Annotated in this window: 14 protein-coding genes; 13 read left to right on the forward strand and 1 reads right to left on the reverse strand. The window is 52.8% G+C overall.

The window, feature by feature from the left end; genetic code table 11:
* Positions 1-7: 7 nt before the first annotated feature.
* From ABE504_RS31900 to ABE504_RS31955, 12 genes are all read left to right on the forward strand, one after another.
* Positions 8-1,222, forward strand: a complete 1,215-nt coding sequence (locus ABE504_RS31900; RefSeq protein WP_430096638.1) for an ABC transporter permease — start codon at positions 8-10, stop codon at positions 1,220-1,222.
* Positions 1,223-1,243: 21 nt separating this feature from the next.
* Complete coding sequence (locus ABE504_RS31905; RefSeq protein WP_430096640.1) at positions 1,244-2,548, forward strand: TolC family protein; 1,305 nt, start codon at positions 1,244-1,246, stop codon at positions 2,546-2,548.
* A 679-nt stretch (positions 2,549-3,227) separates the two neighbouring features.
* The gene (gatC, locus tag ABE504_RS31910; protein ID WP_430083789.1) at positions 3,228-3,515 is read left to right on the forward strand and encodes an Asp-tRNA(Asn)/Glu-tRNA(Gln) amidotransferase subunit GatC; all 288 of its coding nucleotides are present in this window, start codon (positions 3,228-3,230) and stop codon (positions 3,513-3,515) included.
* A gap of 30 nt (positions 3,516-3,545) precedes the next feature.
* Positions 3,546-5,006, forward strand: coding sequence for an Asp-tRNA(Asn)/Glu-tRNA(Gln) amidotransferase subunit GatA (gatA, locus tag ABE504_RS31915; RefSeq protein WP_430096642.1), 1,461 nt, complete (start codon positions 3,546-3,548; stop codon positions 5,004-5,006).
* A gap of 32 nt (positions 5,007-5,038) precedes the next feature.
* The gene (gene gatB, locus ABE504_RS31920) at positions 5,039-6,490 is read left to right on the forward strand and encodes an Asp-tRNA(Asn)/Glu-tRNA(Gln) amidotransferase subunit GatB (protein WP_430096658.1); all 1,452 of its coding nucleotides are present in this window, start codon (positions 5,039-5,041) and stop codon (positions 6,488-6,490) included.
* A gap of 86 nt (positions 6,491-6,576) precedes the next feature.
* Complete coding sequence (locus tag ABE504_RS31925; RefSeq protein WP_430096643.1) at positions 6,577-7,077, forward strand: GNAT family N-acetyltransferase; 501 nt, start codon at positions 6,577-6,579, stop codon at positions 7,075-7,077.
* 30 nt (positions 7,078-7,107) lie between these two features.
* On the forward strand, positions 7,108-7,818 hold the full coding sequence (locus tag ABE504_RS31930; RefSeq protein WP_430096644.1) for an MgtC/SapB family protein: 711 nt from the start codon (positions 7,108-7,110) through the stop codon (positions 7,816-7,818).
* A 59-nt stretch (positions 7,819-7,877) separates the two neighbouring features.
* Positions 7,878-8,480, forward strand: a complete 603-nt coding sequence (locus ABE504_RS31935) for an RNA polymerase sigma factor (RefSeq protein ID WP_430096646.1) — start codon at positions 7,878-7,880, stop codon at positions 8,478-8,480.
* On the forward strand, positions 8,431-8,742 hold the full coding sequence (locus ABE504_RS31940) for a hypothetical protein (RefSeq protein ID WP_430096648.1): 312 nt from the start codon (positions 8,431-8,433) through the stop codon (positions 8,740-8,742). Before ABE504_RS31935 ends, ABE504_RS31940 begins: the two co-directional genes overlap by 50 nt.
* A gap of 23 nt (positions 8,743-8,765) precedes the next feature.
* Positions 8,766-9,350, forward strand: a complete 585-nt coding sequence (locus ABE504_RS31945) for a hypothetical protein (protein ID WP_430096650.1) — start codon at positions 8,766-8,768, stop codon at positions 9,348-9,350.
* 99 nt (positions 9,351-9,449) lie between these two features.
* The gene (gene perR / locus ABE504_RS31950) at positions 9,450-9,884 is read left to right on the forward strand and encodes a peroxide-responsive transcriptional repressor PerR (RefSeq protein WP_430096652.1); all 435 of its coding nucleotides are present in this window, start codon (positions 9,450-9,452) and stop codon (positions 9,882-9,884) included.
* 116 nt (positions 9,885-10,000) lie between these two features.
* Positions 10,001-11,689, forward strand: coding sequence for a glycosyl hydrolase family 18 protein (locus tag ABE504_RS31955; RefSeq protein ID WP_430096654.1), 1,689 nt, complete (start codon positions 10,001-10,003; stop codon positions 11,687-11,689).
* A gap of 59 nt (positions 11,690-11,748) precedes the next feature.
* Here the strand turns inward: ABE504_RS31955 and ABE504_RS31960 are convergent, their stop codons facing one another.
* The gene (locus ABE504_RS31960) at positions 11,749-12,153 is read right to left on the reverse strand and encodes a DUF2614 family zinc ribbon-containing protein (RefSeq protein WP_430096655.1); all 405 of its coding nucleotides are present in this window, start codon (positions 12,151-12,153) and stop codon (positions 11,749-11,751) included.
* Positions 12,154-12,185: 32 nt separating this feature from the next.
* Between ABE504_RS31960 and ABE504_RS31965 the strand changes: the two genes are divergently transcribed.
* Complete coding sequence (locus ABE504_RS31965) at positions 12,186-13,154, forward strand: nucleotidyltransferase-like protein (protein WP_430096657.1); 969 nt, start codon at positions 12,186-12,188, stop codon at positions 13,152-13,154.
* Positions 13,155-13,491 lie beyond the last annotated feature (337 nt).

Raw genomic sequence — 13,491 nt, forward strand, 5'->3', positions numbered from 1 at the left:
GAGCGACATGGAGCTTCGCATCGGCAAGCTAATTGCGGAGGAATGGCGGAATATCATCAAGGATCGGCGCTTATTTCTCCTCCTCTTTTTCATACCTGTGATGTACACGGTCTTATTCGGTTCGATCTATATGCACCATAAAGTGACGGAAATGGCGACGGTCGTGATCGACGAGGATCAGAGTCCTTTGAGCCGTCAAATCCTTCAAGCGTTTGAGGAAAGCGAGACGTTTGAGATTCGCAAGGAGTACCACTCAGAGGAAGACGTGAAGCGGGCGCTGGAAACCGGCGAAGCGAAGGTCGGACTCGTCATTCCGTCCGGGTTTGAAGCGAAGCTGAAGCATGGAGAGACGCTGCCGCTCCTCACCCTGATCGACGGCAGCAATATGATGATTTCGAACTCCGCCACCAAAGGGGCGAACGAGGTCATCACGACGTTTTCCATGGGTTACTCGCAGAAAAAACTCCAACTCTCGCAAGGTCTGCAAGACGACCAGGTGATGAACACCTTGTCGCCGATTCCGTTCCGCTACCGCATCATGTACAATCCGACGTTCAATTACAGCGATTTCATGCTGTACGGTCTGGTGGGCGCGATTTTACAGCAGGTGTTGTTTCTGGGCATCGCCCTCACGATTACGCGCGAGAAGGACGGAGGTACATGGAGCCGGTTCGAGGCTTGGAAAAGAAACCCGTGGCGCATCGCCTACGCGAAGACGGCGCCTTACTTCCTGATCAACGTGTTTAACACGGCGATTGCGTTAGTCATTGCTCTGTATGCGTTCGGCGCGCCGATGGCGGGCAGCCTGCTGGTCGGCTCCGCGATCGTGCTCTGCTTCACCTATGCGGTATGCGGCATCGGCTACTTGGTCTCGCTGTTCTCCGGCAACCAGCTTGGCGCGACGCAAACGGCGATGCTGATCGCGGTGCCGTCGTTCATGCTGTCCGGCTTCACTTGGCCGTTTGAGGCGATGCCTCGAGCACTCCAGATCGTTGGCCATCTGCTGCCGCTCACGTATTTCCTGGACGGCATCCGCAGTGTGTTCGTCAAAGCGAACGATTTTGCTATCATTCGGCACGACTGCCTCGCGCTCTTGCTCACGGGGACGCTGACGTATTTTATCGCCATGCTGCTGACCCGTTTCGTCGTTTTCTCCTCCAAGAAAACCGCCGACACCCCAGCCCCCGCACCGCTGCCGTCCGGTCAGAACCTCATGATGTAACAGGAAGGATGTACACTTGCTATGAAAAAAACACTGATCACGCTGTCCGCAGCCCTTATGCTCTTCTCCGGAGTCATACCTGGACTGGCGATTGCCGACACTTTTACGACAACCACGGATCCGGATCAAAATGTCTACGTCAACGCGGAGGTATTGCAAACCGTCTCCTCGATAGATCTGGATTTTGTGCTAGATAAAGCGCTCAAAGACTCGCACAACCTCGCCATGCTCACGCTTAAATATGCGGCGCAGGGCAGCAAAAAGGCCGACCTCGAGCAGCAAATGAACGACATGGGCTCGGCCAGCTTTACCCCAGGCCACCTGCCGAGCACGCCGGCGGAAGTGACCAATACCGGCAATCCGGCGCTGCCGGGCTTGACGGATCCAACGGACATCGCGTGGACGATTATGCAGGACACCGCGATGAATCAAATGCTGCAGGGCATGGGCGCCCTCGCCGGCGGCATGAACACCATCATTTCCGCGCAGCGCGCGCAAATGAAGACGGCGGCGCACCAACTCGGCACCGACCAGCGCAATTCGTTGCTGCAGACGGACGAGGCGCGCGCCGGCATCCGGCTTCAGACGATTGCACAGTACGTCACACTGCTTGGGCAGAAGAAGCAACTTGATTTTATGCAGGCGTATCTGGATGTGATGGACAAGGACCTGCTCAAAGCCACGCTGTTTGCCCAGCAGGGACTCGCGTCGAACGACGACGTGCAGACCGTCCAGAAAGCGATTCGCAAGCAAAAAGACGATCAAATCACGCTGCTGAACAACTACCGGCTCGGACTCGTCCAGCTGTCGACGGACATCGGGATTTCGTACGATCCGAACCTGCAGTTGAAAGACATCGCTGGGATCACCGTGGAGCCGATCGCCGAGACGGATACCATAACGTTGCTCAAAGCGTCCTATCAAATGAAAGCCGCCGGCAACAACATCGACGAAGCGGTGTGGGGAACGACACATACTGTGACATCGAACACGTACGGCGACACGTATCAGGGCGTCAACCTGGCGATCAACGGGCAAAAGAATGAGCAAACCCGCCTGGAATTGAGAAAGAAAATTCAGGCGACCTACACCGATGCGGCGAACGCGTACCAAGCCGTTCTCACCGAGCAGCGCAACCTGAACGACGTGCAAGCGGATCAAGCCAACATGCAGCTGCGCTACAAGCTCGGCGTCATCGCTAAACACGACTTGAACAAGTTCACGCTCAAAGTCCAGCAGGTGGAGACCACCCTTGCGGCGGCGAAGCTGAAATACTACGTGCTCCGAGAAAAAGCGAAAGCAATGGACACCGGCTTTATTCAATAAATGCATAAGCTGCCTCCGGCAACGGCCTCTCCGTTTGTTGGGGCGGCTTTTTTGATGCTTGTTTGTCAGCCCCTACCGATCTGCCATCTTGTCACTCCGCCTCCCCAGTCGCTCAGCTCCCAATCACCTCGCCCCAATCACTCCGTCTCCCAGTCACCTCCACCGCAGTCACCTCGCCCCGCAGTCACTCAGCACGTAGTCACTCAGTCTCCTCAGGCACTTAGCGCCCAGTCGCCCTTCCCACAGCCATCCGCCTCCCCGCCCATCGAATAGACTGAACTGGAATTTCTCCAGCTCATTTCCGCAATTATCGGCTGAATAGGGAGCTGAACTGGAATTTCTCCAGTCTAAGCGCCGCTTTTGGCGCGATACCCTCCAAACTACCCATTTAAGCTGGAGGTTTTCCAGTTCATAGGCGCACCAGCTGCTATTCAGGTGAAATGAACTGGAGGTTTTCCAGCTTGTGCCCCCGATTTTCCCGGCACGGATCCACAATTTTGCCGACTAAGCCGCATCCCATCATCAGCGAGCGCTTCTATCCGGAGCAGCACAGAGAACTCGCCGATCCTGCATTGAGTTCGCGATATTTCTGGGATATAATGAAAAGAATGACTAACGCCTGAATTTATACGGTTATGTGTAAATTCAGGCAATTGCCGATACAAGGGGTGTAACGAACGTGAGCATTACCAAAGAAAACGTCGAGCACGTAGCCAAGCTGGCGCGCCTCGAGCTGAGCGATTCCGAGAAAGATCTTTTTACCGAGCAGCTTAATGCCATTTTAAAATATGCGGAGCAGCTGAACGAGTTGAATACCGACGGCGTTGCGCCGACCAGTCATGCGATGCCGCTTGTGAACGTCATGCGCGAGGACGTGGCCAAACCGTCGCTTCCGATCGAGAAAGTGTTCCTCAATGCGCCTGACCAGGAAGACGGGCAGTTTAAAGTGCCGGCCGTTTTAGAGTAAGAGACCCCAATCGAAAAGGAGTGCCTGTCGTTGTCTTTGTTTGAACAGAACCTTAAACAGATCCAGGCGAAGCTGGACGCGAAAGAAATTTCCGTTTCCGACCTCGTGGATCAATCGTATACAAGAATCCAGCAAGTGGAAAATAAAGTCCGCGCCTTTCTTACCTTAGATGAAGAAAATGCACGCGCGGCTGCAGCGCAGCTGGACAAGCAACTCGCATCCGGTGGCGCGGCGCGCGGCGCCCTATTCGGCCTGCCAGTGGGCATCAAGGATAACCTCGTGACCGAGGGTCTCCGCACGACTTGCGCGAGCAAATTCCTCTCCAACTACATGCCGATCTACGACGCGACCGTCGTGTCCAAGCTGAAAGACGCGCAAACCGTGACCATCGGCAAGCTGAACATGGACGAATTCGCGATGGGCGGCTCGAACGAGAACTCCGCCTACCACCCGACGCACAATCCGTGGAACACGGATTACGTGCCGGGCGGCTCCAGCGGCGGCTCCGCAGCGGCAGTCGCAGCAGGCGAAGTGTACTTCGCGCTGGGCTCCGACACCGGCGGCTCCATTCGCCAGCCGGCCGCTTACTGCGGTATCGTCGGCCTGAAGCCGACGTACGGCCTCGTGTCCCGATACGGCCTCGTCGCATTCGCGTCTTCCCTCGACCAGATCGGGCCGCTGACTAAGAACGTTGAAGACGCTGCGTATGCGCTTCAAGCGATTGCGGGCTACGATCCGAAGGACTCCACATCGGCGAACGTCGCGCTCCCAGACTACCAGAGCGCGCTGACCGGGGATGTGAAAGGGTTGCGCATCGGCGTGCCGAAGGAATACCTGGGTAAAGGTATCGACCCGGCTGTGAAAGAGAAAGTGCTGGAGGCGCTGAAAGAGCTCGAAGCTCAAGGCGCCGTCTGGGAAGAAGTAACGCTTCCGCATTCCGAATATGCGGTGGCAACGTACTACCTCCTCGCTTCCTCGGAAGCGTCGTCGAACCTCGCTCGCTTCGACGGCATCCGTTACGGCGTGCGCTCGGACAACGCGAACAACCTGCTGGACGTGTACAACCTGTCCCGCAGCGAGGGCTTCGGCCCTGAGGTCAAGCGCCGGATCATGCTTGGTACGTACGCGCTCAGCTCGGGCTATTACGACGCTTATTATAAAAAGGCGCAGCAAGTCCGTACCTTGATCAAGCAAGATTTTGATCAAGTTTTCGCGAACTACGACGTCATCATCGGGCCGACGGCACCGACGCCGGCTTTCAAGATCGGTGCGCAAAGCAGCGACCCGCTGACGATGTATTTGAACGATATTATGACAATTCCGGTCAGCTTGGCAGGCATTCCTGCAATCAGCGTGCCGTGCGGTTTCGTGAACGACATGCCGGTCGGTTTGCAGATCATCGGCAAAGCGCTCGATGAGGCAACAGTTCTGCGTGTCGCTCATGCGTTTGAGCAAAGCACGGATCACCACAAGCAGCGCCCACAGCTGTAGGATTCCAGTTAAGAGTTACGAAGGAGGCAGTCATTTTGTCGGCAACAGATACTCAATTTGAAACGGTTATCGGTTTGGAAGTTCACGTCGAGCTCCATACCGCTTCTAAAATATTTTGCAGCTGCGCCACCTCGTTCGGCGCCGAGCCGAACTCCAATACATGCCCGGTGTGCCTAGGGCATCCCGGCGTCCTGCCGGTGCTGAACCGGCAGGCGGTTGAATACGCCATGAAAGCGGCGATGGCGCTGAACTGCACGATCGCCACAGACAGCAAGTTCGATCGCAAAAACTATTTCTACCCGGACTCCCCGGACGCGTATCAGACGTCGCAGTACGATCAGCCGATCGGCGCGAACGGCTGGATCGACATTGAAGTGAACGGCGAGACCAAGCGGATCGGTATTACGCGTTTGCACCTCGAAGAAGACGCGGGCAAGCTGACGCACGTCGACGGCGGCTATGCGTCGCTTGTCGACCTCAACCGTGCGGGCACGCCGCTGATCGAGATCGTCTCCGAGCCGGACCTTCGCTCGCCGGAGGAAGCGCGCGCTTACCTCGAGAAGATGCGCGCCATTATGCTATATTGCGACGTGTCCGACGTCAAAATGGAGGAAGGCTCGATGCGTTGTGACGCCAACGTGTCCCTGCGTCCGTTCGGTCAGGAAAAATTCGGCATCCGCGCCGAGCTGAAGAACATGAACTCCTTCCGCGGCGTACAGCGAGGGTTGGAATATGAAGAAATTCGCCAAGCGGACATTCTCCGCAGCGGCGGCGAAGTTGAGCAGGAGACGCGCCGTTGGGACGATGCCCAAGGCAAAACGCTTTCCATGCGCGGCAAGGAAGACGCGCACGACTACCGGTACTTCCCGGATCCGGATCTCGTGGCACTTTATATTGACGATGCGTGGAAAGAGCGCGTCAGAGCGACGATTCCGGAGCTGCCGGACTCCCGCAAAGCGCGCTACACGAGCGAATTTGGCCTTCCTAGCTACGATGCTGAAGTCATCACCGCTTCCATGAAGCTAGCCGATTTCTTCGAGCAGAGTCTCGCGTACACGAAGGATGCCAAAGCGGTGTCCAACTGGATTATGGGCGACCTGCTGGGATACCTGAACTTTAACAACCTGGAATTCTCGGATGTGAAAGTGACAGGTCAAGGCTTGGGCGAAATGATCGGCCTGATCGAGAAAGGCACGATCTCCAACAAGATCGCCAAAACCGTTTTCAAAGAAATGATCGAAACCGGCAAGCTCCCGGGTCAAATCGTGGAAGAGCAAGGGCTCGTTCAAATCAGCGACGAGGGCGCGATTAAAGCGGTTGTCGAGCAAATCGTCAACAACAACCCGCAATCCGTTGCCGACTACAAAGCCGGCAAAGAGAAAGCCGTCGGCTTCCTTGTCGGTCAAGTCATGAAAGAGACCAAGGGGAAAGCGAACCCGGGCCTCGTCAATAAATTAATTGTGGAGTGTCTGCAAAGCAAATGATGTAGGTCGTATTAATAGCGTGGAAGTGGTGATCCTCATTGATGGGACACCACTTTTTTTCAATTTTCGTGAAAGGGAAGATGCGCATGACGATTCAGCGGCTGCACCTGCAAACTAACGAGGAGATCCTCAGGCTCCTTTCGCTTCAACTTGCTTCTTATCGTGTAGAAGCTGAAATCATCGGTTTTGACGACATCCCCCCGTTGAAAGACGGCATTCCATCCATTCGAGAAGCGTTGGCGACTGAGACGTTCTATGGATACTTGAGCAAAGTACCTGGTCAGCAAGAACCGACGCTCGCCGGCGCCATTTCCATTTCCCGCGACAGTTGTGTCGTAACCATTTGCCGGCTCATGGTGCATCCCGATTTTTTTCGCAGAGGGATTGCTAGCAGCTTGATCGCGCATATAGTAGAAGAACAGGAGCAGCTGGGCGCGGCGCGCTTCATCGTCTCGACCGGGTCGGCGAACCTGCCGGCGATTGAACTGTACGAACGCTTTGGCTTCGTCGTCCGCCGCGTGTTTACCGTGCCGCCAGGCGTCAGCCTGACAACGTTCGAGCGTCCGGCTACCTCGGAATTGTCCTGAATCCTTTTCGTACATAGGAGTGGTGCCGTCATGAGCAATCCTTGGGTCATTGATCAGTTACATATTACGATTCGTCTCGTCGGGGCGCTGCTGCTCGGGGGGCTCATTGGGTTCGAGCGGGAGATGAGCGCTCATGCAGCGGGATTGCGAACACATATTCTGGTCTGTGTTGGTTCCGCACTTGTCATGCTGCTTTCGATTTACGGCTTCGGCGCCTTTGCCAACGAAACGAATGTGCGCCTTGACCCTTCAAGGTTGGCTGCGCAAGTGATCAGCGGCATCGGTTTTTTGGGTGCCGGTACGATTATGTTTAACGGGAGATCGATCACGGGTCTTACAACGGCTGCCTCCCTTTGGGTCGTGGCGGGCATTGGTCTGGCCATGGGAGCGGGCTTTTATTTCCCGGCGGCGCTCGTTTGTTTTATGGTGCTGCTCTCGCTTTGGATATTGAATAAAGTGGAGCACCGCTTTTTTAACGGCAAAAAAATCCGCATTCTCAAAATTACCGCCGTCGATCAACCGGGAACATTAGGTCTAATCACGACGCTGTTAGGCAGCAAGAAGGTCGATATTCGGCAAATCAAGCTGGAACAGATCGACGTGGAGGGTAAGCCGGACCTCATGCAAATTACGTTTCATGTCATGATTCCGAAACCGTCCATCATTGGGGCTATTTTAGAAGAAACGAACAGCATGCCCGGTGTCACAGGGGTCACCATCGAAACCAGTAAAAATGTTTGAAGGGATCGCGAAGCGGGAGGCGTCTAAGCAAGTGGGAAAGCAGAAAGGGGGGATCGGCCATGGAAGAGTTGACGGATGAACAATTAATTGAGCAGGTCCGTCAAGGCTATGCCGAAGCGTACCGGGTCCTTATTGAACGGCACCAGCGTTATATTTATACCTTGGTCTACCGAATCGTGGGGCACAAGGAAACCGCCGAGGATCTTACCCAGGACGTCTTTGTCAAGCTGTTCCGATCCCTGCCTAATTTTCGGGGAGATGCCAAATTTACAACCTGGCTGTACCGCATGACGATGAACCTTGTCACGGATTACAAGCGAGCGCAGAAGCGCAGACCTTACGTGGCATTGCTGGATAAAATGAAAGGCTGGTTCGGCGAGACGCGCGAACAGCCGGAAGAGGCCCTTCTGCGCAGGGATGAGCAGCAGCGGATGCAAGAGCTGCTTGCGCAGCTGCCGGATAAATACCGGATTGTCCTGTATTTGCACCATTACAAGCAGCTGTCTTACCACGAAATGAGCGCCGTGACTGGACTCCCCCTCAAAACCTTGGAGACGAGGCTGTACAGAGGCAAGGCGCTTCTGAAGCGCAAATGGCTGGAGGTGAACGCGCATGAGCGACAAGCTGCGAGAGGACGAGCTCCTCAACCGTTATCTGAATAGACTGCTGGATGACATGCCTGTCATGGAGCCCTCCGAAGGCTTGACCAACCGCATCATGAAGCGGATCGCCATGCCAGGGGCGGGGAATGCGACACTGGTTGTTCAGCCGAGCTCGCCGGCGCCGAACCGCCGTTGGAGAAACGGTGCCATTGCACTGGCGGCAACCGTCCTTTTTATTCAATCCGGCCTTATTCATTATGTGCTGCGCATTCAGGACGGCGTTACTCAGCTAGCCGACTATATTCAGCAGATAACGCGGTAAACTAGGCGAGGGGAGGAAGTCTTTTGAATAGGCATAATGATCGTTACAGCGTCCCTGACAATCGCATGGATCCGACTTTTTCGCCTCTGACGCCTTACGAATCGGCAGCCCGCAAACGCAAATGGCTTACCGGCGTATTATCGATGGTCGTTCCTGGCTTGGGGCATTTTTATTTGGGGCTGATGCAACGTGGGCTTTTTTTCATGCTCCTGGTTGTGCTGGACATTTTCATGATTACATTTCTCGCAAATCAGCAAAACACGAGCGCTCCGGCTGTCACGCTGTTTTCGTTATGCTTGCCGGTCGTTTATTTCTACAGCCTTTTTGATGCGCTGCAGTTGACGGATCGGCTCAACCGATACACCGAGCTCCTCCAAATGGCCGGCACAGCCTGGGAAGGGGAGTACCCGGCTTCGCTGCAAAGAATGATGAAGGGAACGAATTTGGGCGTTCTGCTGATCGTGATGGGCTGCTTGGTTTTTCTGGTGAGTAAGAAGCCGGATTGGTTTTCGTTCCTTTATAACATGATGGGTTCGCTCATCGGCTCGTGTGTGCTTATCTTAGCTGGACTTGTGATGTTCGTGCTTGACGCGAGAAAAAATAAATAACTTCCGCCTCTTTCCATCGAACCGACATTGACAAAAGTCAAGTGCCGCACGTACAATATAATGTAAGGTTTTATCATGAACATCTAGGTGGTGAGTTTCATGGCAGCACAATTAGAGCAAGCATTAGCCAAATTGAAAACAACAGGGGTCCGGATGACGCCTCAGCGGCATGCGATTCTTTCCTATTTGCTCGATTCCATGACTCATCCGACGGCCGATGATATTTACAGATCTCTTGAATCGAAGTTTCCTAACATGAGCGTAGCGACTGTTTACAATAACCTCAAAGTATTTATCGAATCGGGACTCGTTCGGGAACTAACATACGGGGACAGCTCGAGTCGCTTTGATGCGGATATGACAGATCATTATCACGCGGTATGTGATGTGTGCGGCAAAATATCGGATTTCGAGTACCCGCGGCTATCGGATATGGAGCAAACGGCGGCTGAACAGACCGGATTCCGGGTTGGTGGCTATCGGTTGGAAGTCTACGGCATCTGCCCGGCCTGTGCAGACTCGACCAAGCATTAACAATGGCATAACTCCTCATTTATGCCCAATTTGATGTATAATTAAACGTGTTCACGCTTTCTCGCGTCTAGAGAAAGAGGACACGTTTTTTTATTTCATCCAAAGGAAGTGAACGCTTGAAATCATTCCGTCGAATTGTTCTGGCTCTACTACTATGTATCTTTATGCTTGCTGCAGGAGCGGGAGTTTATCTCTATCAGCAGTTTTCCCCGAATCGCACGCAAGTTGAAGCCTCTTACCATGAGCTTAATAAGCCTGTCTTCTATCAAGGCGACTATTATACAACGAGTGCCATAGGTGCGAAAGAAAGCCTTAAACTGCCGCTCGCGCTCATTCAGGAATGGATGGATCCCAACATCATCTATGAAAAAAGCAGCGATTCCGTCATCGTCACGACGAAGGATAAAGTGCTGCGCATGAAAACGGCGGAGCTGTCTGCGCTCATTAATGAGAAGCCGATTACGCTTTCTTTTCCGATTGAGAAAAAAGGCGACACCGTCTACGTCCCCCTGGAGCCGCTTCGTCAGCTGTATCCGTTTGAAGTGCGGGAGTTCGAGGCAACAGGGGCGGTGATGCTTTTCAAGCAAGGGGACGTTGTCAAATGGGGCAAAATCATGAGCAAAAAGCCCGTGCAGCTGCGCACCTCCGCTTCTATTAAAGCGCCGTACATCGCCAATGTGCCGCCCGGCGAGCTAGTCATGATTCTCGGCGAGGAGAATGATTGGGTCAAAGTCCAGCAGGCCAGTGGTCCCATCGGCTATGTGAAAAAGAAAGAGCTTACCGAGGATCACGTCGAAACGATCCCGATTCAGGAGTCCAAGGATTCCTACGCGCCCTGGAAACCGCCGGGCAAGCTGAATATGACGTGGGAGCACGTCATTACCAAAAACCCGGACACCACCAAGCTCGGCGAAATGCCTGGTCTGCAAGTCGTCAGCCCGACGTGGTTCTCGCTGGCGGATGAGAAAGGCCGTATCAACAATCTGGCGGATGCCTCGTATGTCAAATGGGCGCAAAGCCGCAACTATCAGGTGTGGGCGCTCTTCAGCAACGGCTTTGATCCGGATAGGACAGCCAAAGCTCTTGCTTCCTATGATTCACGTATGAACGTCATCAAGCAGCTGCTTAGCTTCGCGCAGACCTACCATCTGCAAGGGATTAACATCGATTTTGAGAACGTCTATCTCAAAGATAAAGACAACCTGACGCAATTCGTGCGCGAATTGACACCGTTCATGCACGCGCAGGGGCTCGCCGTTTCCATCGACGTAACCCCGAAATCTACGAATGAAATGTGGTCGATGTTCTATGACCGCACCGCGCTGTCCCAAGTCGTCGATTACATGATGCTGATGGCGTACGACGAGTATTGGGCGACCAGCCCCAAGTCCGGCTCCGTGTCCTCGCTGCCTTGGACAGAACGCTCGGTTACGACGCTGCTGAATACGGAGAAGGTGCCTTCTTCTAAGCTTGTCCTTGGCATTCCTTTCTATACGCGCCAATGGACAGATGAGACTGCAAACGGCAAAACAACGGCAACCTCCAAAACGTTGACGATGGAAGCCGCGCAGGCCATCATAAAGGATAAAAAGCTGACGCCTGTCTTTTTGCCTGACACGGGTCAGAATTACGTCGAGTACAAAGACGGCAGTAAACTGATCCGTATTTGGCTCGAGGATGAAGTTTCGCTTAAGTCCAGGCTTGAAATTGTAAAAAAGTACGACCTCGCAGGTATCGCGACCTGGCGCCGGGGCTTTGAGATTCCGGCAACTTGGCCGATTTTACAGAAAAGTCTGCAGCCCTAGCCAGCACCAAAAAAGCCGAATCCCGTTCAAGGGATCCGGCTTTTTCTCCGTTCTTTTTCTCAATGCGGCTTTTGCTCGTATTCGCGGCTTGGTTCGAAGTTAGCCTCTTGCGCTGCGGCGGTTTCGTTGTGCGCGTCAGGCTGATACTGCGGGTCTACGCTCAAAATCGTTTTGCAATACATACAACGGTCTGTTTTGCCAAGCATTTTCGTCCTTCTGCCGCACTCTGGACAGTCGATGACAACCGCGGATGTGGACAGCATACCGGCCCAGAAATAAATACCCATGCTGACCAGCACGCTGATCATCCCTAATGTCATAAAAATAATGGCAAGTACGCGCCCCGCCGTCCCCCAATCAAATACGATGCCGGCCAGTCCGACAATCATGAGCAGCATGCCGCCCATCGTGAGCGCCAGTCCCCACAAGCGAAATTCGTTTACTTTACTCGATTTTAAAAGCACGCTTCGTTCCTCCCAATCAGATAAGGTGTGTTGTGGATGAATTGTCACAGAAATCAGCAGGAAACTTCTGCATCCTTGTAGAATACAAAACTAAACAAAATGGAGACAGGAGCTTTGGAAAACCCATGGGAATCAATAAAGATCAAGCGTTGCTTAAGTTCCGCAGTGACCCGAGAGTCATGAGTGTTATGGCGGTTGACAATCCTAAGCAGCTTCCCTCTCTGACAGATGGCTTTGATACGCTACTACTTGTAGTAACGAATGACCTGAAACTGAACAATCATACGACTAATTATATAAGAGACGATTCGAGGATACAAGAAAGGTGGATCGATCCTGCTTCCATGGAACAATGGATACGTCACGGTGACAACCGCAATATCCTTCACTGGCTGCTAAAAGGGGAGATACTTCTGGATCACAATACGTATTTGGAAGGCCTGCGCCATCGTATTCTGGAGTTTCCGGTTGATCTGCGCGAACAAAAGCTGCTCTTTGAATTCACATTTTTCCTGCGCAAATATTTGCAAAGCAAGGAATACATTTTAGATGAGCATATTTTGGATGCGTACAACAATATTTTGGAAGCTCTGCATCACTGGGCGCGTATTGTTATTATTGAAGACGGGTATCACCCTGAAATCACGGTATGGCGACAAATTCGCGCGATTAACCCGGGCGTCTACAAGCTGTATGAGGAGTTGACGATGAGCAAGGAAACACTCAAGCAAAGAGTTCAGCTCGTGCTGCTGGCTTGCGAATTTTCCGTGATGTCCAAAATGGAAAACTGTTGTGAAGCGCTTTTTCAGATTCTTCGCAAAAGTGAACGTCCGCTTAGCGCTGACGAGCTGCAAGGGCATCCTCAGTTAGTTGAAATTAAAGGAGATCTTCCGCTTTTGCTGAATAAACTTGTGAAAAAGGGGCTAATTAAAGAAGTAGCTGTCTTGATTGATGAGCAAGCTTCCGAGATTGAACTGCGCTACACCAGCGTGAATGAGTGATAAAATACAATAAGAATCGGGGATGTTTCCCGGTTCTTTTTTTCTTTTAAATAATCGCTTGACTTTGTTTGCGATTCTATGATAAATTAACACTCGCCGCTTCAAAACGGCGCGCATTTAAACCGAATTCGGACAAGCCTTTCGACTTTTAGCTGAAAAAACTAAAATAAAAAAAGCTTGCATCGAATGGTTCGAATGTGATATATTATAAAAGTCGCCGCTAAACGGCGGGGCGAAAAAGAAAGACATTGATCTTTGAAAACTGAACAACGAGTGAGTAAGCAAATCGGTTGAGCAATCAACCAAAATGAGATGTAAATCTCGCTAGCAAGTCAAT

This window comes from Paenibacillus oryzisoli (genome assembly GCF_050467285.1).
GTDB classification, from domain to species: Bacteria; Bacillota; Bacilli; order Paenibacillales; family NBRC-103111; genus Paenibacillus_E; species Paenibacillus_E oryzisoli_A.

Bases quoted from the DNA above. Each gene is read 5' to 3' on its own strand.
- ABE504_RS31900 (WP_430096638.1), top strand. From the start codon at position 8: ATGGAGCTTCGCATCGGCAAGCTAATTGCGGAGGAATGGCGGAATATC.
- ABE504_RS31905 (WP_430096640.1), top strand. From the start codon at position 1,244: ATGAAAAAAACACTGATCACGCTGTCCGCAGCCCTTATGCTCTTCTCC.
- ABE504_RS31925 (WP_430096643.1), top strand. From the start codon at position 6,577: ATGACGATTCAGCGGCTGCACCTGCAAACTAACGAGGAGATCCTCAGG.
- ABE504_RS31930 (WP_430096644.1), top strand. From the start codon at position 7,108: ATGAGCAATCCTTGGGTCATTGATCAGTTACATATTACGATTCGTCTC.
- ABE504_RS31935 (WP_430096646.1), top strand. From the start codon at position 7,878: ATGGAAGAGTTGACGGATGAACAATTAATTGAGCAGGTCCGTCAAGGC.
- ABE504_RS31940 (WP_430096648.1), top strand. From the start codon at position 8,431: ATGAGCGACAAGCTGCGAGAGGACGAGCTCCTCAACCGTTATCTGAAT.
- perR (WP_430096652.1), top strand. From the start codon at position 9,450: ATGGCAGCACAATTAGAGCAAGCATTAGCCAAATTGAAAACAACAGGG.